Raw genomic sequence first — 24,665 nt, 5'->3', positions numbered from 1 at the left:
GTCAAGGCCCTCCCATTCGTACCGCTGTGTCCAGAAGGGTGGGATGAACGGGTTCAAGCCCTGACTGGGATCTTGGGACTCGCGCATCTCGGCAGGCGTGGGAAGGTGCCCCCTCTCTTCGATCTCATACCAATTCAAAGCCTCGTTCCAAATCGTTTTCCAGCGCATATCCCACGTGGAGGCATCTGCTGAGTTAGGCATTTGCGAACGTCCACAATCAGGTTCGGGCTGCAACGGAGGGATGTCGATATCAGGGGCGAGGGACCACGCCTCCCGGACAAAGAGCAAGAGCGTCAGGTGGTGCGGAAGATCATTCACTCGGATCACCATGTCGTGCGGCCACGGATTACCCGGTACCAGCTTGCTCCATTGCATGTCGCTCTACCCCCGATTCAACGAACCGCCTCAGAGGCGCTCGTGTCTCAACAATGCACGCGGTTTATTAGCCTGTATAGGCATCCGGCGCCGTTGGGGCAACCGTGATTGGGCAGCCTCTGGATGCGACAGAATTCGAGTCAGGCCGAGGCGGCGGGCACTTCGCGATCATAGCCAGGAGGTCGTCCAGGGTTCCGTGGCACTTCTCCACCTCAGGTAGGTGGTAGAACGCGCTGGTGGTCTCAGGATTATTGATGTCGTCCGCCGAATACAGGATTATTCGTCTGCCTTGAGCGATCGCGATGCCAAGCTCGATGTGCGTGCCCTTCCCGCCCGGAAGCAGGATAACGACGACGTCGGCCCCCATCACTGCATCTCTCTCCTGCTGCCCGATAGAGCGCAGATCATCGAGGGTAACTGTCCCCGCATCCCGCGCTGACGCGTTCTGCGTCCAGTCGTACGCGTTGACGTAGCCCTTGCTTTCCAGCGTTTGCGCGACATACCGGACGTTGACGATATTTCTGAAGCTCGACGCAACATAGAACCTTTTCAAAGCTTCTCCCTCCAGATTCGAACTGCGCCCATTGTTCCTTACTGAGCTGGCCTCTAGGGAGCACGCCCCGCACCGTTCACCTGCGCGCCGGACCCTCGAGCACATGACTACTCTGGGGAGATGGCAACAGTAATCCTCGTGCGGCACGGCCGCACCACAGCGAACGCCACCGGCGTGCTGGCCGGCCGGACCCCCGGCGTCGAACTCGACCAGGTAGGCAGCGACCAGGCCGCCGCGACCGGCGACCGGCTCGCCGTCGTGCCCGTGGTCGGGGTGGTGTCGAGCCCGCTCGAGCGCTGCCGGCAGACCGCCCAGTTCATCCTCGACCGCCAGGCCGGCGCCCCGCACGCACCGGTCGACGACGCTCTCACCGAGTGCGATTACGGCTCCTGGCAGGGCCGCACGCTCGAGGAGCTCGCGAAGGAGAAGCTGTGGGCGACGGTGCAGTCGCAGCCCTCGGCCGTCACCTTTCCCGGCGGCGAGTCCATGGCCGCGATGCAGGCCCGCTCGGTGGCCGCGATCCGGCGCCACGATGCAGCCTTGGAAGCCGAGCACGGGCCCGGGGCCGTTTGGGTGGCGGTGAGCCACGGGGACATCATCAAGTCGGTCCTCGCGGACGCGCTCGGCATGCACCTCGATATGTTCCAGCGCCTCAATGTGGGCCCGGCCTCCGTGTCGATCGTGCACTACGGCACGGGACGCCCCACCGTCCTCGCGACCAACACCGACGCCGGGGACCTGTCTTGGCTGGCGGCTCGGCCGACGTCGGACGACGCCCCGGTGGGCGGTGGTGCAGGTCACGCGGCGCCGCCGGCCCGATGAGCCTAGAGTAGTTCTATGCCTACAACCGTTCACGATTTCGACTGGCCGGACCGCGTCGTCGTCGGCACTGTCGGCGTTCCGGGCCAGCGCACGTTCTACCTGCAGGTGCGCGCCGGGAAGCAGATTGTCAGCATCGCTCTGGAGAAGCTGCAGTCGGCCCAGCTCGCCGAGAAGATCGACGAGATCCTCGACCAGCTTATGACCGTCGACGGCAACCCCTTCCACGTTCCCGCGAGCACTCCTCTGGAGCTCGTGGACAATGACGATCTCGAGGCTGTGGAGGAACAGTTCCGCGCCGGTGTGATGAGCCTGGGCTGGGACCCGACGACGGCGCAGGTCGTCATCGAGGCCTACCCTCTCGACGAGGTGGATGAGGACGACGACGGCTTCCTCGAGGATGACGACGACGAGGCCGACGACGCCGAAGAGGTGCTGCGGGTGCGGATGCCGGTCGGCACGGCCCGGGCCTTCGCGAAGCGCACGCGGGAAGTGGTGGGCGCCGGGCGTCCGATCTGCGTGATCTGCGGTCAGCCGATGGACGCCGACGGGCATACCTGCACCTTCCCCGAGGCCTGATGCCCACGCCCGACCTGGTGACCGCCGAGCTGACGCTCACCGGCCGGCTCACGACGGCGTCCAACGCCACCTTTCTGGGCAGCATCGGCGACGCCTCCGTCGTCTACAAACCGATCGCCGGCGAGAAACCGCTCTGGGATTTTCCTGACGGCTGCCTGGCCCACCGGGAGGTGGCCGCGTATCTGATGTCGGAGGCGCTGGGCTGGAACATCGTGCCGCGCACCTGGCTCCGGGACGGCCGGTTCGGTGAAGGCATGGTCCAGCTCTGGCAGGAGACCGACCCGGAGCAGACCGCGGTGGACCTCGTGGCTGTTGATGACGTGCCGGAGACCGGGTGGAAAGAGGTCCTCCAGGGCCAGGACGAAAACGGGCGAGTCGTCTCCCTCATTCACGAAGACACTCCGGCGCTGCGGCGGATGGCCGTGTTCGATGCCCTGGTCAACAATGCCGACCGCAAGGGCGACCACGTCCTCGCCATGGCCGACGGGCACCGGTACGGCGTGGATCACGGGCTCACATTCCACAGCGACCACAAGCTGCGAACGGTGCTGTGGGGCTGGATCGGTGATGAGTTGAGCGCCGAGGAACTCGAGGGTGTTGACCGGGTTCTCGAAGGACTGGACGGTGAGCTGGGCTCGCAGCTGGCGAAGCTGCTCACCGCTGAGGAGGTTGCTTCGTTTGCTGCTCGTTGCGACCGGCTTCGTTCGGCTGGGGTGTTTCCCGCTCCGAGCGGTGACATGCCTGCGGTGCCATGGCCGCTGTTCTAGGTCGGCATAGCTCGGCCGGCGTCAGGATCTGGCCAGCCTAATTAACTGGTTCCCCAAAATAAACGACCGTTCCTTCGACCTGATTGCGCGTCGCGAATTGACCGCCTGGAATAGCGGCGCTGGGGACTTGAATCGCAAAGCGACCAGTGGATTCTATGCCCGTCTTAGCAATGATGTCAGACTGTCCAGTCCAGCTCTCTTCCAGTACGACAGATGAGTTATCGTCGTTCCACGTGTCATAGATCCTTCCGTCGCTGCCGATAAATACCGGCATAACAGATGTTGGAGACGAAGGCTCACCAGCATCCGCACTTGGAAGGTTTTCGTTCACCACCGAAGTCATGCGGCCCAGCACGTAAGCCGAACCTTCCTTAACTTCGTTATAGGGGTTCTCAGCGAGAATCACCTCTGAGCCGCCGGTGACTATAGTTTCAGTCACAGTTACGTCCCACCTGCTCTTAGGAGAAGAGGGAGCCAGCGTTCCAAAGGCATATGGATGGGATGCCGAGCCTTCGGGATCCGAAGCCGCTTTATCCGCAGGGGGCCTTGATGCCGCTGGAGCCTCTGTAACGGATTTTTCGGCAGACGAAGACGTCGAGTCACTACATCCAACGAGCACCAGAGCACTAAGCGTGGCAGCGGCAAAAAATTTCAAGTACTTCAAAGATCCCCCATGAAAGGTGCGATGCGAACACTCTTACTGTCGGCCATTTACATGAAAACGTAAGGACTTCGTTCCCTGCCTGGGGCCGAGACGACTCCATCGACTCCCTCTGATGCCGCTGATCAAGGCGGGTTGGATATGACGTCACCGATGTGTTCCCCGCGCAATGACCTCATCAGCCCAAGCAAGCGAGGGGCTCAGAGCAGCTGCCGTGCGTTGGCCTTTGCCAGATCGATGAGCTCGCGGCCGTTCCCGGCGAGTACCGTGCGCATCGCGTAGACCGCAAAGCCCGTGGCCTGCTTCGCATCGATCTTCGGCGGCATGGAAAGCTCCTGCCGCTCCACCGCGACGGAGACAAGCGCGGGGCCGTCGTACGCGAACGCCCGGCGCAGGGCGCCCTCCAGGTCCTCCGGGCGCTTTACACTCTCGCCGTGCATCCCCACCGCCTGCGCCACCGCACCGAAGTCCGGGTTCTCGAGCCCGGTGCCGAAGTTGACGATGCCCGCCGCCTTCATCTCCACCTCGACGAAGCTGAGCGCCGCGTTGTCGAACACCACGATCTTGATCGGAAGCTTGTGCTGCACCACCGTCAGCAGCTCACCGAGCATCATCGCGAGGCCGCCGTCGCCGGCGAGGACCACGACCTGCCGGTTCCGGTCCACCGCCTGGGCGCCCATGCCGAGCGGGGTCGCCGCCGCCATGGTGCCGTGCCAGAAGGAGCCGATCAGGCGCCGTCGCGCGCTGATGTGCAGGTGCCGGGAGGCCCAGATGACTGGAGTGCCGACGTCGGGCAGGAAGACCGCGTCGTCGGCCGCGAGCTTGTCGATCAGGTGGGCGAGGTGCTGCGGATGGATGGTGCCCGGGCCCTGCTTCTCGAGGTCGTCGAGCTGCGCGCGGGTGCGGCGGTAGTGGTCAAGAGACTTCTCGAGGTGGGTGCGCTGCGACTTCCGCTCGAGTAGCGGCAGCAGCGCCTCCGCCGTCTCACGCACCCCGCCGACCATGCCCTGGGTGAGCGGCACGCGGCGGCCGAGCTGCTCGCCCCGGACGTCGACCTGCAGGATCTTCGCCTTCTTCGGGTAGAACTGCTGGTACGGGAAGTCGGTGCCGAGCATCAGCAGCGCGTCGCAGTCCTCCATCGCCCGGTATCCAGACGCGAAGCCCAGGAGCCCGGTCATGCCGACGTCGAACGGGTTGTCGTGCTCGATGAACTCCTTGCCGCGGAGGGCATGCACGATCGGTGCTGCCAGTGCGTCGGCGAGGGCGAGGACCTCCTCGCGTGCCCCCTCGACGCCGGCGCCCGCCAGGATGGTGACGTTCCCGCAGGAGTTCAGCGTGGCGGCTGCTTCCTGCAGCTCCGCCGGGGAGGGCACGGTGACCGGGTCGGTGCGGCGGACCGTGAAGACGCGCTCGTCGACGGCGTCTTCCAGCGCGGTGTCGCCCGCCATTACGAGCACGGCGACGCCCCGCTTTTCGATGGCCGTGCGCATGGCAATTTCCAGCAGCCGCGGCATCTGCTCGGGGCTCAGGACCATCTCGCAGAAGACCGTGCAGTCACGGAACAATTCGGTGGGCCGGGTCTCCTGGAAGTACTGGCTGCCGATCTCCTCGCTCGGAATGTGCGAGGCGATCGCGAGCACGGGCACCCGGCTGCGGTGCGCGTCGTAGAGCCCGTTGATGAGGTGCATGTTGCCGGGGCCGCAGCTGCCCGCGCACACCGCCAGCTCGCCTGTCAGCGCCGCCTCCCCGGCGGCAGCGAACGCGGCCTCCTCCTCATGCCGGGTGAGCATCCATTCGATGCCCTTCTCCCGGCGGATGGCTTCGGTCACCGCGTTCAGGGAGTCGCCGGGAACTCCCCAGATGCGCTGGATCCCGTTGGCGGCGAGGTTGTGGACAACGGTCTCGGCGATCGTGGCCATGCTGCTCCTCCGTTCGGCGTGTCCGTCAGTCTAGGCGGCGGGATCGGGTGGGGCTAGAGGTGTGGCTAGAGTGTGCGGATTGCCGCGCCGGGCCTTCGCCAAGCGAACCCGGGTGGGCGCCGTCGTCCCACCAGCGTCATCTGCGTCCAGCCGTTCGACCCCGGCGGGCATACCTGCACCATCCCCGAGTCCTGATGCAGCACCGACCTAGTCACCGACGAGCTAACGCTCACCGGGGGCCTCACGACGGCGGCTGACGCCACCTTCCTGAGCAGCATTGGCGGCTCCGCGGTGGCCTACGAACCGATAGCGGGCGAGCAGCCGTTGTGTGCCCTTCCCGACGGCTTCTAAGATTCATGACTGTGGTCTTCACGGGCTAAGTCACTCGACGACATGTGGCTTAGATTGCCGTTCAGATTCGTCATTTCTGCGCTCAAGATCATTGGCGGTGATCTTCGTAAGAACCGAGCGAGTATATCTAGAGGAGCATAATGAGTATCGATAGTCCTGCCTCTAGAAGCAATCATTGGGCCTCTGCTTGTCAGTAGCAACTTGTAGGCTGAATACATGAACACAGCCGATAATGAAAAACTCTCACTGCTCGAAGCCAAGGCAAGATCATTCGAAGATTCACTAGTCTCAGCTGCCATTGGATGGGCGACGACACAGGCAACGCTTACGAGCGAGTTCCTTCGGGAGGAGGCTCGGATCACCGTGATGAATCAGTCTCGAATTACGGAGCAGATCGCCAACGACATGCCGGCGCTGAAGGCAGAGGTTCAGGAACTCTGTAACAAACTGGTAGCGAAATTTGATCAATGGTGCGGGTCAGTCGACTCGGTCAAGGCGATGGATTTGGCACAGAATCCCCGAAAAGTATTCCTCGAACTCACTGAAGAGGCTCACCGCGCATTCGGAGACTCCTTCATAAGCCGCGGGTACGACCCTGGGTCACGGTCACGCGGGCTGAGCGATTACACACCCGTTTGGCACTTCTACGTACCGGAAACAGGGAGCGCGCGAAACTCAGTCATGAGATTTGACCATGGGACAGCAAGAGAACTGTCAGACCTATGGAGTTCGTGGGCATCAATCTCACGGCAGATCGACACGGCCAGAGACGATATCCTGCGGAGTCGGGCAGCTCGCCTCTGGGACGAAGAATAATTCGTTAACATCCCACATCGCTCGGAGCTAACGCCGCCGAGTCCCCCACCCCCATATTAGCCAGGTGAGGCCGCCTGTTTGATTGTGTCAACTCGACGAGTGTGAGCCATCGGTGTGTGCGGTGAGGTTTTTTACGCGGTCTTTTTGATGGAGATCGTCATCCAACGGCGCAGGTAAGCACAAACCACACCGAAGCCCTCAGTGATCTGGGACATGTGCGTGTCACCCTTGTGGGCCGCCGCAACGCCACGGTGAGGGAATTCTTCGGAAAGGCTCTGGCATGATGAGCACCGTGCACCCGCAAAGATCAAATTCTAACGAGAAACGTATATACCGAATCTTCAGCCGTCACATTCACGTGGACTTAACACTTCGAACAATAGTGCGCAAGAATGGGTAACTCTGAGGCATCACGGGGGGATGAAATGAGTTCGGTGTTGGCGAGTCAAGGGGCAAGAGTCTGGCGCTTTGTGACGTCTCTGTTCGCCCAGAATGAATCTGGATTGAGCTGGTTTTGGCGTTGGGGGGCTCTGCTCACTTCCTTGATCATGGCGACGGCCGGCACCACGATGATCGGTCTCGCAACGAAGGGAATTGGCGCACCAACTACTGCTGACCCCAATGCTGAAGTTCCTGGTGTCGACTGGCTGCTGCTGTCATGGGGCATCGCATTGCTGGCTATCAGCTTTGCGTGCAACATCGCCAACCAATTGAAGAACAGGAGTCACGCAAAAGAGGTTGACGCCAAACGAGGCGCGCACTTGACCCGGTTCAATGACGAGTTGTCTTCCGTCATCGAAGTCTTCATCGAGCTGCTTCAGTCGGATAACGATGAAAAAGCAGGACAGCGCTTCTTCCAATCAGCGGTGAGAGAAGCTCGGCGCTTGGTCTCCTACGAGGGTGTGCGGATTTGTGTATATCAGCTGGAGGACCATGAGGCTGAACAGGTGGAGGGCGTGGAAGCTACGAATCCGTCCGCTGGAGTGCCCGCAGAATCCAGTGAGCCTACTGAAGCGTTAACAGACCAAAGCCAAAGCTCCCGAGTGGTTTTGCTTATGCGCAGAGCCTATGGCGGCAGGAGTGACCCACCGCGGCCCCGATTTACGCCGGATACCGAACACGGTAAGGCGGTAATCTCTGTGGCACACGGAACAAGTACAGTCAGGATCGATGATCCTCAGGCTCCTCCCCTGCCCACGGACAGGAATCCTGGTGCTGTGTGGTCGTCTGCCCTTCTCGTGCCTCTGATACAGGATCACGTACCAAAGGGCATCCTCATGATTGACACACGGGAGCCCGTGAAATTCACTTCCGAAGACGTCAGCATCGGTTGGACGATCGCGACAATCATCGCGCTTGGCATGGGGAGCCTGTATCGCGGTGGAACCGAGACCAAAACCGAGGCAACGGACGCTAGGAAGAAACTGGCTGCCCTGAGAGTCGACACGACGGCATAAGGTGCCCTATAGCGTCGAGGCTATGCCTGAAAGAACTAGACTCACAACACAGGAGAGGAGACCCCGCATGGCAACGATTCATGATGTAGCCGCCTACATCGTCCAGCACTTCCGTTCGGATATCACGCCCATGAAGCTACAAAAACTCACCTTCTTCAGCCAAGGCTGGAGTCTCGCCCTGCTCGACGAACCTCTCTTCAACGAGAAGTTCCAAGCATGGGTGAACGGGCCAGTTTCCTACGAACTGTTTGACTTGCACAGGGGCCAGTGGGCCATCGACTCTTGGGACCACGGTAATCCCAATAATCTGACGCCCCAACAAAAGATTGTTGTAGATGCCGCGCTTCGTAACTACGGAGCCTTGTCTGGGCGCGAATTAAGTGAGCTCACACATCAACCTGGCACGCCGTGGTCCGAGACGCGCTACGAAGAAGGAGTGGGGCCCAACCAGCGATCCACTGCGTCGATCACTGATGAGCTGATGAAATCGTATTTCCAGAGCATTCTTTAATGATTGGTCCTCGTCGCCTTAGACGATGAAATCCCTAGCCTTCTTAAGATAAGAGGCATTTTTACCGCTTCAGCATATATCGCTGTTCTGGCTTTTCATCGCGTTCCATGCACGAAAAGGTTACTAATGGCAATTGAAGAACTGACGCGTGAATCCATTCTCCACGCCATCGGCGAGTATGACAGGCTTGGCCGTTCAAGATTTCTAGACAAATACGCATATGGCAAGTCGGATGAATACATCCTTGTACACAATAGCCGCTATTACGATTCGAAGGCCATTGTTGGCGTGGCGCATCTCGCTGTTACCGGAGTCCGCCTATCCCAAAACCAGCTCAGGGGTGGACTGCGCGGGGCAAAACGCCATCTTGAGGACCTTGACTTCACCGTCTTATCGCAGCGGCATGGCTCGCTCACGCTGTCGTGGGACCCAATAGAATGTCCTTGGCCTGAAAAGGAAAGAATGCTTGTCCAGCAGGTGGTTTTGGCAGGATTAGCAAGACCGGGCATATGGCCGAATAGTCACAGTCACACTGTCCATCCCGGGGACCGCATCTTCCTTTTCCTTTGCGGAAGGGAAGACCATGGCCTTATTGCATCCGGACACGTATCGGACGAGCCCTGCCACGATCACAATGCGTCTGATGACAAGGGTCGACCGCAACTGATCTCGATTGCGTGGGACATGCTCTTGAGCCCCAGCGAAAAATTGCCGTTGGATGTGATTCAGCAGGGCGTTCCAGGGTTCTCCGGAAGATCTCTCGGAGGACGGCTGGACGGTCTGCAGACCCTAACTCTCGATGCGATGTGGCAAAACCATGCTGATGGGGCTCTCCTGCATCAGGTCGGAACTGATCAGCGCGATTCTGATATAAAAAGTAGCTACTCCTACGGCACCATGAAGCGTCGTAACCACCAACGTAAATTCAAAAACTTACTTCTCCGAGCCTATGAACCTGAATGTGCAGTCTGCGGCTTCGACCAGATAGAAATTCTCGAAGCCGCTCATCTCAAGGCCGATAGCAAGGGGGGCCCATCTTCGATTCAGAACGGACGGCTGCTCTGCCCTAACCATCACCGCGCGCATGACGCCAATCTTTTCCATTTCCAGGACGGCAAACCGGTTTGGCATCGCCGTGAATCAGAATTCCTCGCTCCGGTCCGCCCCAATTGACAGCGGCGTTTTGTCATAGTTAGTTTAGCGATAAGCCGATAAGCCGCATATGGCAACTGGAGAGCGTACCCCACAATCTGCGAGACCTTCCCCGTCCTCCCGCACGCCGCTGGCCCACCCCGCCCTCCCACCCGGCTAAAATCGAGGAGGCCCGTCTCTCCTCACCGCACGGCCGGAAAGCGCAGAATGTCCTTCATCGAGAACGCCGTTGCCCGCTGGGCCGAACTGCAGCGGCTCCAGGCCTCCCCCGGCTGGAAACTGACCAACGCCAACGCCTGGGTCCCGGCGCTCTTCCGTGAGGCCTTCACCCGCACCCGGCCGCGGGTTCCGCTGGACGACTTCCACGCCATGACGGACTCCTTCCTGAACCGTCTCCGGATGGACGGCGTGCAGCTGCGCGAGGACTGGACCGGACGGAACTACGCCGATGACTGGGTGGCCCGCCGCTTCCTCGCCCGGCCCCGAGCGGACGGGAAGTTCGTCTACGAACTCACCGAATCCTCCGCCCGCTTCCTCTCCTACTTGGACGGTTACACCAGCGACAAAACGTCCCTGAACTCCTCCCGCCTGGCCACCCTGCTGGACCGGGTGGAAAACCTGGCACAGGAATCCAACCCGGACCCCGCCGCCCGCATCGCCGTCCTTAAAGAAGAGGTCGCCCGCCGCGAGGAAATGATCCGCGCGCTGGAATCCGGCGAGGCACCTCCGCCCCTGCCGGACGACACCGCCGTCGAAGCCGCCCGCGACATCCTCGACCTGGCCGCCGCCCTGCCCGCCGACTTCAAGCGGATGCGCGACGGCCTGGAAAAGATGCTGCATGACCTGCGCCAGGAAATGGTGGAATCTAACGCCGCCAAGGGCCTGACCATGGGCGAAATCCTCGAAGCGGACAAGAAGCTGCGCAGCACCGCCGAAGGCCGCACCTACGAGGGCTTCACCGCCTTCCTGAACGACGCCGACCAGCAGGCCCGCTTCCGCGCCGCAATCGCGGAGGTGCTGGAACGGGACTTCGCCGACGACATGAGCCCCGAGGACCGGCAGAGCCTCTACCGGCTGATCAGCGACATGCGGGACCAGGCCACCGAAATCCACCGCATCTACGGCCGGCTCTCCGAATCCATGCACACCTACGTGCAGAGCGACGAGTACCGCGAATCCGTGCAGCTGCGCCAGCTCATCCGCGCCGCCGAAACCGCCATCCACAAGGCTCCGCGCGGACGCCGCCGCGCCGCCGTCGTACCCGCCCCGCAGCTGCACGGCTCGGGCTTCGAATCCCTCAGCATGGTCCGGGTCTACAACCCCGAAGACCACGCCGCCCCGCGCACCCTGCCCGAACCGCCGCAGTTCACCGAGGCGGACATCCACCGCTCGGTCCGCACCCCGCGCGCGGACCGTCGGGTACTGGCCGACGCCGTCTCCCGGGCGACGGCGACCCGCGCCAGCGCCACCGTGGCCCAGGTGTTCGAGCAGCTGCCGCCCGAACACCGGCACCTGAACAGCATCCGCGCCCTGCTCGCCGGCGGCGCTGCCGATTTCGATGCAAGCAAACCCCTTGAATCCGTCACCTTTACCCAGATCGACGGCAGCGAGCGCACCGCGCTGCTGCCCGCCGTCGCCGTCGCGAAAGCCCCCCAAAAATGAGCGAGACCACCGCAGACCTGACCACAGCGCCGGAGGAATTCGACCCGGAGCTGGAAGAAGAGCAGGACGAGCCCGCCCCGCGCGACCTCCTCGTCGACGGCCCGGAGCTGTTCCCCGGCGACACCGGCACCCTGCCGCTGAAGCTGCGTCAGTCCTTGATCCGGCTGCTGCGCGGCCCGTACCTGGACGCGAACTCCTCGGACAACGTGTACGAAACCGTGGTGGACAACCAGGAGCAGCTGCGCGTCCGGCTGAGCGAACTGTTCCTCACCCTGGTCATTGACGAGGACCGCAAGGTCGCCCTGCTGCGCCCGGTGGAAATGGCCGAACCGCACACCTCCGCCCTGCAGCGCCAGCGCGAAATGACCCGCGAGGAAACCCTGCTGCTGCTGCGCATGCGGCTGATCCTGGACCGCCACACCGGCACCGGGAACGAGGCCACCATCGCCCGGCAGGACATCATCGAGGTGCTCGAGGGCTACGTGGATCCGGGCCAGCGCGACGCGAAGTCCGTGGAGGACCTGGCCGACGCCGCCATCCGCAAGCTCGTGCAGGACCGCCGCCTGCTGCTCCCCACTGAGCTGGACAACGTCTGGGTCATTTCCAACGCCCTGCCGCTGGCCCTGCCGTACAGCCAGATCGGCGACATCATCACCTTCATGCAGACCCTCGGCGGTGACGACGCGGGGGACGACACAGCCGCCGCTCCCGCCATGGACCTGGACAGCACCCCCGACACCGGCACCCCCGCTGACGAAGAGAACGACGGCGAGGAGCCGGCATGAGCATCGAAACCACCCTCCCCATGGGAGACCTGATCAACCCCGGCCAGAACCGGCTCGCCTCCGTGCAGATCGTCAACTGGGGAACCTTCGACGGCGCGCACACCATCCAGGTGGACCGCGCCGGCACCCTGCTCACCGGCGATTCCGGCGTCGGCAAATCCACCATCTTCGACGCCATGCTCCAGGTCATGGACGCCCGCCCGCGGATGAACGAGGCCGCGCAGAACAACTCCGGCACCAACGCCGAGGAAAAGCGCAACGCGTTCTCCTACATGCGCGGACGCCTCGGCACCCAGGGAGCCGACGACGGCGCGGGCACCGCCTACCAGCGCCCCGGCGCCACCTGGTCCGCGGTCTGCCTCACGTTCGACAACGGTCTGGGCCAGGTCACCAGCCTCTCTGTAGTCATGGACCTCCCCGCCACCGGCACCGAGCACAACCTGGGCCGCTACTACCTGGTGCACAATAAGCCGCTGGACCTCAAGGCCCTGCAGGCCGGCATGCGCGGCCGCTTCACCAAGGGAAGCCTGGAAAACCTGCTGCCCGGTGCCGCTGTGTTCGATTCGCACAAGATGTTCGCCGAACGCTACCGGCATGCCCTGGGTGTGGAGGACGAGAAGGCCTTCAACCTGCTCCGCATCCTGCAGACCGGCAAGGGCCTGGGCGGCACCGTCAATGACTTCTTCCGCAACCACGTGCTGGACACCCCGCGAACACTCACCGCCGCCGAAGAGGCCGTGGAGGACTTCAGCCACCTGCGCAGCATCCGCCGCCAGCTCGAACGCGCCCGGCAGCAGCGCGACCACCTGCAGTCCGTCCCCGAACTGCACACGCGCTACCGCGAAGCCGCGGACGCGCTGGCGCACAACCGTGCCCTGGCGAAGGAAGGACTGCCCGCGTACCGGCAGCGCCTCGCCCTCGAAGGCGCGCAGCGCACCGCCGAGAAGCTGGAGCAGGCCGCAACGGAAGCCCGCTCCGAACTCTCCGCCGCCGAAACCCGCCGGGCCACGCTGAAGGACCAGCGCGACGCGCTCAGCACCCGGTACACCGAAGAGGGCGGCGGAGCCATCGCCACCCTCGAGCGGGAACTCGCGGCCGCCTCCGCGCAGCTGCGCTCCCGGGAAACCGTGGAAAACGCTGCCAAGGACGAGCTCGCCGCGGCCGGGATCGACGTCGACTTCTCCCCCGCCGGCCTGGTCACCGCCCGCAGCCGCGCCGCGGAGCTGGTGAAGTCGCTCGGCACCGAGCTCGACGCCGCCCGCGAGCGCAGCAGCAACGCACATGGCGAGGCGTGGTCCCTCAAGGGGCAGATCGCGAAGCTGGAAAACGAGATCGGCTCCTTCCGCCGCCGCACGTCCAACATCCGCCAGGACTCCCTGGACCAGCGAACCCGGATCTGCGCCGCCACCGGCATCGACGAAGCGGACATGCCGTTCGCCGGTGAACTGATCGACCTGCCCAACGAGCACGTCCAGTGGCGTCCGGCCGCGGAGCGTACCCTGCGTTCCCTTGCCACCGCCCTGCTGGTGCCCGGCGAGCACATGGCCGCCGTGACCCGCTACCTCAGCGAGAACGACATGCACGGCTACGTCCGCTGCATCGACGTCTCCGTTCCCGTGGACGGCCCCACCGAGCCGGGCCCGGATGACCTGATCACCAAGCTGCTCACCCACGACTCCGAAATGGGCGAGTGGGTCCGCCACAAGATCACCGCGCACTACGACTTCGTCTGCGTGGAGGACCCGGCCGGGCTGGCCGACGTCGCCAAGGGTGTGAGCCTGGGCGGTGCGGTCAAGCGCAACCGCAGCACCACCGAGAAGGATGACCGGCACACCAAGGCCTCGGACAACGTCCTGGGCTTTGACAACAAAGACACCGTCGCGGCCCTCGGCAACGAGCTGCTGGCCCTGCGCGGCGTCTTCGAGGAAGCGGACAACCTCTCCCGGCAGCACGCCTCCGAACAGGACGAGCTGGTCCGCCGGCTCGCCGCCGTGCGCGCCATCGCCGCCGATGACCGTACCTGGGAGGACCTGTCGGCCGACGCCGCACGCGCCGCCGTCGCCGTCGCCAATGACCGGCTGGAGTCCGCCCGGGACGCCAATGCCGATCTGGAGCAGATCCGTTTCGAGCTCGACACCGCCGAGCTGGACCTCACCGCAGCTACCGAGAAAGTCGGTGTGCTCAAGGGCGACGCCGCGAGGCTCGACGCGGACAGAGCCGCCGCCGTCGAACGCCGCACCGCGCTCTCGGCGAAGGCACCCGAAGCCCTGTCCGAGGGACTGCGTTCCGCGCTGGCCGAACTGTTCGAACCCTTCGGGGAACTGACCGACCCGGCCCGCCTGAAGGAGGCCGCCGGCGAGGTGGAACGGTCCCTGATCACCGAGCAGGCCCGGCTGGAGAAGACCCTGCTGGAAACCCGTGCGAAGCTGGAACGCACGTTCGAGACCTTCAGCGACAAGTGGGGTTCGGACTTCGGCACCTCGGTGGAATCCGCCGGCGCCTACGAGGACCGCTTCGAGGACATCATTTCCGAAGGCCTGCCGCAGCGCGAAGCCGAGTTCCGCGAATACTTCAACAACCGCACCTATGAACGCTTCAGCGACCTGCTGCAGCTGCTCGACGAGGAACGCCGCAGCATCTCCTCGCGCCTGCTGCCGCTGAACTCGGTGCTGCGCCGGGTGGAATACTCTGCCGGCAGCCACCTGGAGATCGAGGTCGCCACCACTGTTCCCGACGCCGCGCACAAGTTCCGCACCGAACTGAAGAACGCGCTGCCCATGATGGGCTCGCGGCAGGATAAGGCGGACATGGACGCCCGGTACGCCGCGCTCGAGGGGCTGGTGGACCGGCTGAAGGATCCCGAGGAGAAGCGCTGGCGGGCCGAGGTGCTCGATGTCCGCTCGCACGTGACCATCACCTGCACGCATCGCCTTGCCAGCGGGCACACCTACACCAACCTGCAGGCGTCGCTGATGTCCGGCGGCGAGGGCCAGCGGTTCACCGCGTTCATCATGGCATCGGCGCTGGCCTACCAGCTGGGCATTGTGTCCCAGGGCTTCAGCACATACGGAACCGTAATGATGGACGAGGCGTTTGTTAAGTCGTCCCTGTCCTTTGCCGAGGCGTCCATCAACGCGCTGCACGAGTTCGGCTTCCAGCTGCTGCTCGCCGCACCGGAGGACAAGGTGGACCTCTCCCGGTTCCTGGGCTCGGTCACGGAAATCCTGCGCGACGACGTCACCAACCGTTCCGGCGTGATGGAACGGGCCATGGGTAACTCCCGGTCGGTGGACATCCTGCTGCGCTAGGCGTGTATGAAAGGTAATGAGATGAAAGACAAGTACGCGGTAAACGCCGTGATGCTAGCCGGCGTTGCCTGCATTCTTCTTGCCACGTTAGGTCCGCTGGGGAACATTGCGGGCATTCTGTGGCTCGCTTCGCTGCTGTTCTTCGCAGCGGCCCCGGTGCTGGCCTTCCAGCGGCACCAGCGTGACGGAGGACCGGATTACGGCCCGCGTCTTTAGCCTGCGGGGCCGGCAGTACCGAACACCGGGCGGTCACAAGGGGCACTAGGCAAGCGGTCCGGGCGGATGGACACTGGGGAAGATGAGTGCTCTTCACCTTCCCCGGTTCATCGGTTCCTGGCGCCGCCAGCTGATCGGCACGTTCAGCAACAACGCCGCCGAGATTCCGCAGTGGGAGCTTGAGCTGGCAAAGGGCGACGACGTCGGCCATTTCGGTCCGGACTCCGCGGTCTGGGCGGTGCACGGGTCCATGACGCCGGTCATCGCCGGCATCCGGGCCCTGCTGCTGCAGGCCCTGCATCCCGGGGCGATGGCCGGGGTGCATGACTTCTCCGACTATAAGGAGGATCCGCTGGGCCGGCTCGCCGGGACCATCCGCTGGATCTTCACCGTCACCTACGGGGACACGGCCGCTGCCAAGGCGGGCTCGGACTGGGTGCTGCGGCTGCACGAACGCGTACACGGCACGTATGTGAACGCCGACGGCGCGGAGCAGCCGTATTCAGCCAACGATCCCGAGATTGCCCGCTGGGTCCATCTGGCCTTCACCGACGCGTTCCTTTCCTCGCACCAGCGCTATGGCGGACCGATTCCGGGCGGGGCTGATACCTATGTGGCGGAATGGGCTGTCGCCGGCGAGCTCATGGGCATTCCGGATCCGCCGCGGTCCGAAGCCGAACTGCGGAAGCAGATGGCCGGCTACGATACCCAGCTGCGCAACAGCGAGTACGTGAACGAAGCCCTGGGGTTCCTTCGCCGTCCTCCCCTGCCGGGAAACCAGCGGTTCGGGTACCGGGTGCTCTTTGCCGGGGCTGTAGCCAGCCTGGAACCGAAGCACCGGGAACTGTTGGGGCTGCGGGCTCCGCATCTGGGTCCGGTTCCGGTGCCGATGAAGTTTCCCGTGAAACTTGTTTTGGGTGTTATCCGGCTTGGGCTCGGCCCGCAGGGACCCAGCGAACGGTCCGCCCGCGAGCGGATCGGGCGGCTTTCCACCGGGCAGTAGGGTTCTGCCGGGCAGTCCGAGCTGCCGCACGGAAGTCCAGACGCCCTGCGTCGGCCTGCCGGCCGGCGTCGTCGTCCTTGGGCGCTTACAGACAAATATCGCCATCCGCAGCTCCCACGATCCCTTGTTGTCCAGCAAACAGGGCATTCCAGAGAAATCTGTCTCAGAGGGCGATATTATTGTTAACCAAGCGTCCATTCTTCCGAGGCCTTCCTGTTACGACGTACTGGGGCCATGGGCGCCTTCAACTGAATTGGTGAGATAGACCCGTGAGTGAAATCACCCAGCGCCGCGTCAATGTAACCGCATTGATGACGGCGCTTCTGGCTGCCTGCATGGCATTCCAGCTGAACGCTTCCATGCTCTCCCCCGCACTGGTCACGGTTGAGAAAGAGCTGAACACGACCTCTGCGGCCGTCGCCCTGACCCAGACGGCATTCTTCACCTCCGCCGCGCTGTTCTGCCTCTTCCTGCCGCGGCTGGGGGACATCATCGGCCGCAAGAAGGTCCTTGGCGGGATGATCCTGGCCTTGACCATCGGCTCCGTAGTGGCAGCTCTGGCGCAGAGTATCGAAGTTCTATTCCTTGCCCGCCTGATCCAGGGCGTCGCCGGACCGACGATTGCCCTGTCCCTGATCATGCTGCGGGTCGAGGTGCGGGAGCCCAAACGCTACGGCACCTTGTTGGGCGTGCTGACTGCAGTCAACGGCGGCATTGCCGGCGTCGACGCCATCGCCGGCGGCTACCTGGCGCAGAATCACGGCTTCGCCTCGGTGTTCTGGGTTATGGCCATCGCAGGCGCCATCGCGTGCACACTGGTCATCGTCGCCGTGCCCGAATCCGTTTCCATGGTCAAGGAAAAGATGGACTGGGTGGGCGTTGTCCCGCTGGTGATCTCCGTGGGCACCCTGCTGACCGCCTTCAACGAAGCCGGCAAACTGGCCGCAGCCAACTGGCCCCTGGTGGGCGGACTGATCGTCGTTGCCGTTGTCGCTTTCGCCGCCTTCTGGAAGGTGGAGAACCGCACCGCCCACCCCCTGATCGCCACCTATCTGCTGAAGCAGCGCTCCACCTGGGCACTGCTGCTGACCACGCTGCTGACCATGACCGGAGTTTTCGCCGTTATGAACGGCATCCTTCCTGCCCTGGCCCAGGACGGCGTTGTCGGCTTTGGGATGGGCGCGGAGGTATCCGCCTGGTGGACCCTCACGCCATACGCCCTCGCGGGCTTGGTTATTGGCCCGTTTGCCGGCCGCCTCGCGGGCAGCTGGGGTTACGCCAAGGTGATGCGGATCGGCACAATCGGCTCCGTGATCGCCCTGGCCCTGATGCTCCCGGTTATCGGCAGCGATTCCCGGCTGGGTCTGCTGGCCGTCTCCATCCTGATCGGCATCACCTACGCCGGCATTAGCAATGTCATGCTCAGCGGCCTGGGCGTGATGCTCTCCCCGAAGGAGAACCCCGGTTTCCTCCCGGGCCTGAACGCCGGAGCCTTCAATCTGGGTGCGGGCCTGAGCTTCGCCGTGATCTACGCCGTGCAGACCGCAACCACCACCCCGGACGGCACCGGCACCGAGGGTTACACCGGCGGCGTCACAGCCGGTCTGGTCATCCTGCTCCTGGCTCTGGCCGTTTCCTTCCTGATCCCCAAGCCGGCCGACGCTGAAACCGTCGCAGATGCCCAGACCGACGACGCCGGAAACCAGCTCAGTGCCAAACCAGTCCAGGCAACGGCCGCCCTGCGCTAAAAACGCGCGGGAGAATGGCTGCCCCGGACTTCAGCGAACGGTGGGCCCCGGAGCGGAAACAAGACCAGTTACCGCCCCGGTTCACCGTCTATGGTCCCCTTGCTGCCCGGTAAACACCTACGTTCGACCTGCGGCCACCGCCACAAGCGCGGCCTTCGTTCCGGAACGGAGGCCGCTCCGGAGCTTGCGGTTTTGTGGGTGTGCGGGTAGGTAATTGCGTTTGAAAGACGGGTATTTCAAGTTTTCTAGACCTCCGTTTTCGGCCTGTTTTTGGGGCTGAAATGTCAGTGCCGGATGAAATCCTGAGGTATGGATCAGCTTGGAAACACCGAACGGATAACCGAAGAGCCAAGCAGTGAGAACCGGCAGCCGGAAGAGCCGGCCAGTGGTGCCGAGCCGCTGCGCCCGCCCTGCAGCGTGTCGGTTTACCGGGCGGAACTTGCCGTCTCCGAGCCTGCCGGGACCGCAGCCTCGAGTGCCGACACTTCGACTGCCACGATTCCCGGGGACGACGCCGAGGCCACTTCCACCGACGACACAGAAACCGCATCTACAGAACCTGAAGTCGCTGGCCGCGTGGGTCCGGACGGAGAGGCTGCCGGCGGCTTCCCGGACGGTTTCACCGGAACATTGGCGCTGCAGAACCTTGAAGCCTTTGACGAGCACGCGGTCGGTGAAGCCCTGTCCCGCTTGGCCCATTTGATGTCTTGGGTGCAGGCGCTGCACGCCCGCCTGCTGAACCGCATGGAAGAGGTCTTCCGGGAGGACTTCCACGCCGCTTCGGGGAGGCCCGAACCCGGGATCGCGTTCAGCCTCGCGTCTTCCGAGTGCGCCGCCATTTTGAATGTTCCACAGGTCGCTGGTCAGCGGATGATGAGCGAAGCACTCAGTCTGTGCAGTACCCATACGGCCACCCTGACCGGCTTGGAGGAAGGGAATCTTAGCTATCAGCACGCCCAGGTGGTGCTGGACCAGTGCCGGAATGTTCCCGCCTCGAAGCTTCCTGAGTTTGAAGCAGACCTGCTGAAGGCAGCGGAGGGACAGACCCGGGCGCAGTTCTCCTGCAAAGCCCGGCGGCTGCGTGAGAGGAAGTTTCCGGACACCGTCAGCAAACGACATCTGACCGCGTTCGAACAGCGCAAGGTCGCCCTGGACCGGGAAGAGGACGGAATGTCCTGTCTTTCAGCGCACCTGCGTGCGGCGGAAGCCCAGCAGATTTACACAGCACTCAGCACGGCAGCCCGCGGCGAACAGGTGGCCGGCGATTCCCGCACCACGGATCAGCTGCGCGCAGACATTCTGGCCCAGTTGCTGATGGGCGGCAGACTTTTCGCCGCGACCGGAACCCCACACGGGAGCGGAACCAAGCCCGGAGGTGGGCACGACGGCGGAGGAGGTCACGACCACGGAGGCGGGCACGACGGCGGAGGTGGACACGACGGCGAGCAAGCCGGCGGGTCCGAACACACAGCAGGAGCCACCGGGAACGACAGCGACGTTGGATTTTCCGGCGGCGAGCACCTCGGATATGAGGCTGGACCAGACGAAGGAATTATCCCGCGGGCAGAAATCATGGTCCTGATCAGCGCCGAAACCCTCTTCGGCGCCGACGATCAGCCCGCTGAGCTGCACGGCTACGGACCCATCAGCGCAGAGGAGGCCCGACGGCTGGCCCGCCACGCCGTCGGCTGGACCGGACTGGCGCAGGACCCGCAGTCAGGAGAAATCCTCGGTGTGGGACGGCGTCGAAAAGTCCCGGCAGGCCTCAGACGCTGGCTCCGCGCAAGGGACGGAACCTGTCGGTTCCCCGGCTGCCGGGTCAGCACCGCGAACGCGGACATCGACCACACCGTCGACTGGGCCCACGGTGGGCCTACGGACCACGGAAACCTGGAACACCTCTGCCGACGGCACCACCGGTTCAAGACTCTGGGTTTCTGGAAAGCCTGCCAACCGACGCCCGGGGTAATCGAGTGGACTTCACCGACCGGATGTACCTACCGCACCGAGCCATTCCTGGAACTGGGTCCACCGGGTCCGGCGGCAGACCCGCGAGCAGACCATCAGGACAACGAGCCCCTGCAGGAACAGGCACCGCCGTTCTAGGCAGGCCCGGTCCTAGTCAGGGCAACATGCAGGGCCCCTAGCCGATTGGCCCTTCACGTAGCAGGAGCCGTCGAGATCGGCTGGGGATCCCCCGCGCCCAGAAGGCGATCATCAATCCGACTGTTGCTGCCCCGCCAGCGAGGGTCCAGGCCGAGGACCACAAGCCTTCCGGAGTCGGGATAACGAAAGCAATCCACACGGTAGCCACAGCAAGTAGGATCTCTACGGCGGCCTGCAGCGGCCTGGCCCGGTACTCCGGGTAGGCCAGCCGGATCAGGGGAATGACAGGCAGCAGGAACAGGCCCAGGCTGGGGAGCGGGTAGAGCTGATTTACCGTGAAGACCACCAGTCCCAGCGCCAGCAGGCCGAGGAACTTCAACACCTGCAGCACCCGGAGTGGGTTCTCCCGTGTCCACCTGCTCAAAAGCAGGCCCCATGCCGGGAGCCCGAGCAGCCAGCCGCCCGCCCAGTAGCCCAGGTCCAATAGCGCCAAGGGCGTGAGTAAAACGCCCGGCAGTAGGAACCCCACGGCCTGCCGCAGCGACGGGAACTTCCTAGCCGGGCCGAAGATGCAGACCCCGATCAGGAGGTAAACGGCTATGTACGCCAGAAGCAGCCCGATCACCGAGCCGCCTAAGGCAAACATCATGGGCGGCAGGGTCACCACCATCACGCACACCGCGGCGAACGCCCACGGCCGGCGGACCGCGTTCGGTGCGGCATCCCCCAATGTCATGGATCGCACTCTAGCGTCAATGACTCCCGCGCCACCCGAAAGCACCTACGTTCGCGCGGCAGCCACGGCCACAAGCTCGGCCGCGGCACCGGTCAGTCGACGCGGACCGGACCAGATGGCAGTCAGGGGACGGCTGATTCCCTCTCCTTCAAAGGGAACCCGCAGCAGCTCCCCGCTGGCAAGCTGGTCGCGAACCACCAGTTCGCTCAACACGGCAGGGCCGGCTCCGGCAGCGACAGCAACCCGTACCGCAGCATTGCTGCTGAGCACCTGGGCCGGCTCGACGACGTCGTACCCGGCAAGTACCTCCTGGAGCGCCTCGCGGGTACCGGACCCTGGTTCCCGAACCACCAGTGGGGTTTCCGCCAGTTCCTGCAAACCGATCCGGGTCCGGTTGGCCCATTCGTGATTCGGACCAACAACCACCACCAGCTCGTCCTCGCGGACCACCAGGGCGTTCAGCCCCACCGGAAGGTTCGGAGTCTCCACAAACCCCAGTTGGAGGGTGCCCCGCTGCACTTCCTCAATGACCTGCGCCGAGTTCTCCACCTGCATATCAAGGCGGGCCTGCGGCAGCCGGCGCTTCAGTTCGGCAAGCCAGGCCGGCAACAGCATGTCCGCAATGGTGAGGCTGGCACCCACTCGGAGTTCCAACGTCTCTCCGCTACGGCTGGAACTCACCACACTGTTGAAGCGCCGCGCAGCCTCCAACAGCTCCCGGGCCGAGTCCGCCAGCAGAAGTCCCATTGCCGTCGGCGCCGAACCGCGCGGGCTGCGCTCAAGCAGGGGAGTCTTCAGATCCGCTTCCAACTCGGCAATAGCCCGGCTCGCATTGGGCTGGGCCATGCCCAGTTTCCGCGCCCCGGAAGCCACGCTGCCCTCGTCCACCACGGCAACGAACAGTTCCAGCACCGAAAGGTTCGGCCACGCCTGAGCCATATCAAAAGCATATAAACCCATGCCGGATTGCAGGCTACCGGACGGTCCAATCCGGTGGGAGCATCAAAGATAGTGGGCGCAGCCTGAGCCTCACGGGTGGACACCGCTTCACGGGTGGGACATCGCCTCACGGCAGCCATCACTTCATGCTGGCACCGCCGTTGGAGGCCTTCAGAGCGCGCCGAACCGCGAACCCTGACACTTCACCGGAAGGAACTATGCGCAAGAGCATCCTCGCCCTGCTGATTGCCTGGCTGCTCGCAGTCGGCACCCTGGTCTCCTGTGCGGCGTCGGATTCCGAATCGTCGGGAGGCACCGCCACGGCAGAAGCAAGCCCGTCGGCGGAAACTTCCATCCCGGCTGACCGCATGGAGCAGGTGGCTCCCGCGGATGCGAGGGCAATCACCGACCCCGCAGACCCCAAAGCCACCCTGGTGCTGTTTACGGACTACCAGTGCCCCTACTGCGCTCAGATGGACACGCTGATCCAGCAGGCCAAAAACGATTACGGAGATGATGTCCGCATCCTCGTGCGGAACTACCCGCTGCCCAAGCACCAGAACGCAGCGCCAGCTGCCCGGGCCGTGGAAGCCGCCGCGGAACAGGGCGCCCAGGAGGAGATGGCTGCGTCCATCTTTGAGCACCAGGAGGACTGGAAGAACGAGAGCGACGTCGATGACCTCTTCGTCTCCTACGCGGAGGACCTGGGTCTGGACACGGAGAAGTTCCAGGCCGATTACACGTCGGACGCCATTAAGGACCGGGTGGCCCGGGACCTCGAGGACGCCCAGGACCTCCAGCTTCGCGGCACCCCCTCGCTGATCCTCGATAACAAGATGCTGGAGCTGGACTCCGTGGATTACGGCGCCATCCAGGAACAGCTGGATGCGGCCCTGAACAAGTAGGGACTGAATCCCCCAACCAAGATCCCCGGAACAGGCCGGACTGCCCGCCCAGCGGAAGCGGTCCGGCCTGCTGCGCGGAAGGGAAGGGAAGGGCCACCGGGCAACTACCAGCGCCGGCTTCCGGCTTCCGGCCACGGCGGCGGAAACAGGCCCCCTGTGTGATCGAAAGCATACTGAGGGTGGCGGTCTCTCGATAACAGGTTTATGACAATTGTGGGATAAAAATATCTCATGACTATCGAAGCCGGCTCCGTCCGCCCTGCCTGGCGCCGCCTCTTCGGCGTCCCCCTGATTGTGTCGGTCATCTTTACCGTGGTCATGCTGGTGACCGCCGTCGTGACGGGTCTGCCCGTCCGGGATCCGGAAGGATTCCTGGGCCCGAGTTACGTACGCCTGCCGCTGATGGTGCTCCTGATGATCGCCGCCGACGTCGTGCCCCGGGTCTTCGCTCGACGCCGGGAGCTGGGCGGCGTAGGAGCCGCCACGTCCGATGTGCTGCGGACGCGCTGGTCCGGACCCCGGCTGGCCGTGGCCGTGGCGGGACTGATCACCTTCTACCTGGCGTACATGTCCTACCGGAACCTCAAGAGCTTCCTGCCGTTCCTGCAGGACCACCTGACGGACCGGCTGCTGGAGGAATCGGACAAATGGCTGGCCGGAGGGAACTACCCCGGCGACGTCCTGCATGAACTGCTGGGAACCGGTTTCAGCGCCGACCTGCTCTCCGGCGTCTACATGCTTTTTATGGTCTTCGTTCCGGTCTCGCTCGCTGCGGCGCTGGTGTGGTCCAACAACCTGCAGCGCGGGGCCTGGTATGCCACAGCCCTGTCCTTCAACTGGATCCTCGGCACCGTCAGCTACTACGCCCTGCCGTCCCTGGGTCCGGTCTACTACGACGCCGCCCCGTTCAGCGACCTGCCGGAAACCGCCGTCTCCGGCCTGCAGGACAGCCTGTACGAAAACCGGATCGAAGTGCTGGCGAATCCGCTAGCCACCGACGCGGTCCACGGCATTGCAGCCTTCGCTTCCCTGCACACATCCATCGTCTTTACGGCAGCATTGGTGGCGCACCTGACCCGCCTGCCGAAGGTGGCGCGCTGGGTTATGTGGATCTACGTCCTCCTGACCACCCTGGCCACGGTCTACTTCGGCTGGCATTACGTCCTCGACGTGTTCGCCGGACTTGCCCTCGGTGCCGTCTCGGTGTGGCTGGCCGCGAAGGCCGTGGGGGCCGGGCGGACAGAGAAGGAAGCAACGCCCGACGTCGAACCGGAGCTTGCCTCGGCCGTACGGTAGG

21 protein-coding genes are annotated in these 24,665 nt (G+C 63.8%); 16 read left to right on the top strand and 5 right to left on the bottom strand.

The window, feature by feature from the left end; all coding sequences use genetic code 11:
* Positions 1 to 442 precede the first annotated feature (442 nt).
* Positions 443 to 928: a nucleoside 2-deoxyribosyltransferase gene (locus N2K99_RS01275; RefSeq protein ID WP_227924151.1), complete on the bottom strand. Its 486-nt coding sequence runs from the start codon at positions 926 to 928 to the stop codon at positions 443 to 445.
* A 120-nt stretch (positions 929 to 1,048) separates the two neighbouring features.
* On the opposite strand from N2K99_RS01275, the gene N2K99_RS01270 reads away from it, so the two are divergent.
* Genes N2K99_RS01270 through N2K99_RS01260 form a run of 3 tightly spaced genes read left to right on the top strand, consistent with a single transcriptional unit; the run spans position 1,049 to position 3,093 of the window.
* Entirely contained in the window at positions 1,049 to 1,750 is a 702-nt protein-coding gene (locus tag N2K99_RS01270) for an MSMEG_4193 family putative phosphomutase (protein ID WP_227934104.1), read from the top strand.
* A gap of 15 nt (positions 1,751 to 1,765) precedes the next feature.
* On the top strand, positions 1,766 to 2,326 hold the full coding sequence (locus N2K99_RS01265; protein ID WP_227934103.1) for a DUF3090 family protein: 561 nt from the start codon (positions 1,766 to 1,768) through the stop codon (positions 2,324 to 2,326).
* On the top strand, positions 2,326 to 3,093 hold the full coding sequence (locus N2K99_RS01260; RefSeq protein WP_227934102.1) for an SCO1664 family protein: 768 nt from the start codon (positions 2,326 to 2,328) through the stop codon (positions 3,091 to 3,093). Before N2K99_RS01265 ends, N2K99_RS01260 begins: the two co-directional genes overlap by 1 nt.
* 37 nt (positions 3,094 to 3,130) lie before the next feature.
* Here N2K99_RS01260 and N2K99_RS01255 read toward each other — a convergent pair whose 3' ends face one another.
* Both N2K99_RS01255 and poxB read right to left on the bottom strand, forming a co-directional pair.
* A complete protein-coding gene (locus tag N2K99_RS01255; protein ID WP_227934101.1) occupies positions 3,131 to 3,532 on the bottom strand; it encodes a hypothetical protein in 402 nt (133 codons plus the stop codon).
* A gap of 422 nt (positions 3,533 to 3,954) precedes the next feature.
* Entirely contained in the window at positions 3,955 to 5,673 is a 1,719-nt protein-coding gene (gene poxB, locus N2K99_RS01250; protein ID WP_227934100.1) for a ubiquinone-dependent pyruvate dehydrogenase, read from the bottom strand.
* A 567-nt stretch (positions 5,674 to 6,240) separates the two neighbouring features.
* Between poxB and N2K99_RS01240 the strand changes: the two genes are divergently transcribed.
* The 11 genes from N2K99_RS01240 to N2K99_RS01190 all read left to right on the top strand — a co-directional run bounded on the left by N2K99_RS01240 (position 6,241) and on the right by N2K99_RS01190 (position 20,788).
* Positions 6,241 to 6,840, top strand: coding sequence for a hypothetical protein (locus tag N2K99_RS01240; RefSeq protein ID WP_227934099.1), 600 nt, complete (start codon positions 6,241 to 6,243; stop codon positions 6,838 to 6,840).
* 392 nt (positions 6,841 to 7,232) lie between these two features.
* A complete protein-coding gene (locus N2K99_RS01235; RefSeq protein WP_227934098.1) occupies positions 7,233 to 8,297 on the top strand; it encodes a GAF domain-containing protein in 1,065 nt (354 codons plus the stop codon).
* Positions 8,298 to 8,364: 67 nt separating this feature from the next.
* A complete protein-coding gene (locus N2K99_RS01230) occupies positions 8,365 to 8,808 on the top strand; it encodes a Panacea domain-containing protein (RefSeq protein WP_227934097.1) in 444 nt (147 codons plus the stop codon).
* Positions 8,809 to 8,934: 126 nt separating this feature from the next.
* Complete coding sequence (locus N2K99_RS01225; protein WP_227934096.1) at positions 8,935 to 9,981, top strand: HNH endonuclease; 1,047 nt, start codon at positions 8,935 to 8,937, stop codon at positions 9,979 to 9,981.
* 186 nt (positions 9,982 to 10,167) lie between these two features.
* Complete coding sequence (locus N2K99_RS01220; protein WP_227934095.1) at positions 10,168 to 11,622, top strand: DUF3375 domain-containing protein; 1,455 nt, start codon at positions 10,168 to 10,170, stop codon at positions 11,620 to 11,622.
* Positions 11,619 to 12,407, top strand: coding sequence for a DUF4194 domain-containing protein (locus N2K99_RS01215; protein ID WP_227934094.1), 789 nt, complete (start codon positions 11,619 to 11,621; stop codon positions 12,405 to 12,407). Before N2K99_RS01220 ends, N2K99_RS01215 begins: the two co-directional genes overlap by 4 nt.
* Positions 12,404 to 15,715, top strand: a complete 3,312-nt coding sequence (locus N2K99_RS01210) for an ATP-binding protein (protein ID WP_227934093.1) — start codon at positions 12,404 to 12,406, stop codon at positions 15,713 to 15,715. Before N2K99_RS01215 ends, N2K99_RS01210 begins: the two co-directional genes overlap by 4 nt.
* A gap of 21 nt (positions 15,716 to 15,736) precedes the next feature.
* Complete coding sequence (locus N2K99_RS01205; RefSeq protein ID WP_227934092.1) at positions 15,737 to 15,931, top strand: hypothetical protein; 195 nt, start codon at positions 15,737 to 15,739, stop codon at positions 15,929 to 15,931.
* Positions 15,932 to 16,013: 82 nt separating this feature from the next.
* Positions 16,014 to 16,934, top strand: a complete 921-nt coding sequence (locus N2K99_RS01200) for an oxygenase MpaB family protein (protein WP_227934091.1) — start codon at positions 16,014 to 16,016, stop codon at positions 16,932 to 16,934.
* Between the two features lie 269 nt (positions 16,935 to 17,203).
* The gene (locus N2K99_RS01195; RefSeq protein ID WP_308036441.1) at positions 17,204 to 18,682 is read left to right on the top strand and encodes an MFS transporter; all 1,479 of its coding nucleotides are present in this window, start codon (positions 17,204 to 17,206) and stop codon (positions 18,680 to 18,682) included.
* Positions 18,683 to 18,991: 309 nt separating this feature from the next.
* Positions 18,992 to 20,788: an HNH endonuclease signature motif containing protein gene (locus tag N2K99_RS01190; protein WP_227934090.1), complete on the top strand. Its 1,797-nt coding sequence runs from the start codon at positions 18,992 to 18,994 to the stop codon at positions 20,786 to 20,788.
* Between the two features lie 37 nt (positions 20,789 to 20,825).
* Here the strand turns inward: N2K99_RS01190 and N2K99_RS01185 are convergent, their stop codons facing one another.
* Both N2K99_RS01185 and N2K99_RS01180 read right to left on the bottom strand, forming a co-directional pair.
* The gene (locus N2K99_RS01185) at positions 20,826 to 21,524 is read right to left on the bottom strand and encodes a hypothetical protein (protein WP_227934089.1); all 699 of its coding nucleotides are present in this window, start codon (positions 21,522 to 21,524) and stop codon (positions 20,826 to 20,828) included.
* Positions 21,525 to 21,569: 45 nt separating this feature from the next.
* Positions 21,570 to 22,463: a LysR family transcriptional regulator gene (locus tag N2K99_RS01180; protein ID WP_227934088.1), complete on the bottom strand. Its 894-nt coding sequence runs from the start codon at positions 22,461 to 22,463 to the stop codon at positions 21,570 to 21,572.
* A gap of 218 nt (positions 22,464 to 22,681) precedes the next feature.
* Here N2K99_RS01180 and N2K99_RS01175 point away from each other — a divergent pair, with 218 nt between their 5' ends.
* Complete coding sequence (locus N2K99_RS01175) at positions 22,682 to 23,368, top strand: thioredoxin domain-containing protein (RefSeq protein WP_227934087.1); 687 nt, start codon at positions 22,682 to 22,684, stop codon at positions 23,366 to 23,368.
* 231 nt (positions 23,369 to 23,599) lie between these two features.
* Complete coding sequence (locus N2K99_RS01170; protein WP_227934086.1) at positions 23,600 to 24,664, top strand: phosphatase PAP2 family protein; 1,065 nt, start codon at positions 23,600 to 23,602, stop codon at positions 24,662 to 24,664.
* Position 24,665 lies beyond the last annotated feature (1 nt).

Origin of the sequence: Arthrobacter sp. zg-Y1110, assembly GCF_025244865.1 — a bacterium.
Lineage (GTDB): Bacteria > Actinomycetota > Actinomycetes > Actinomycetales > Micrococcaceae > Arthrobacter_B.
Note: the sequence above shows the minus strand (reverse complement) of the source record. Positions and strands in the feature narration are given on the sequence as shown.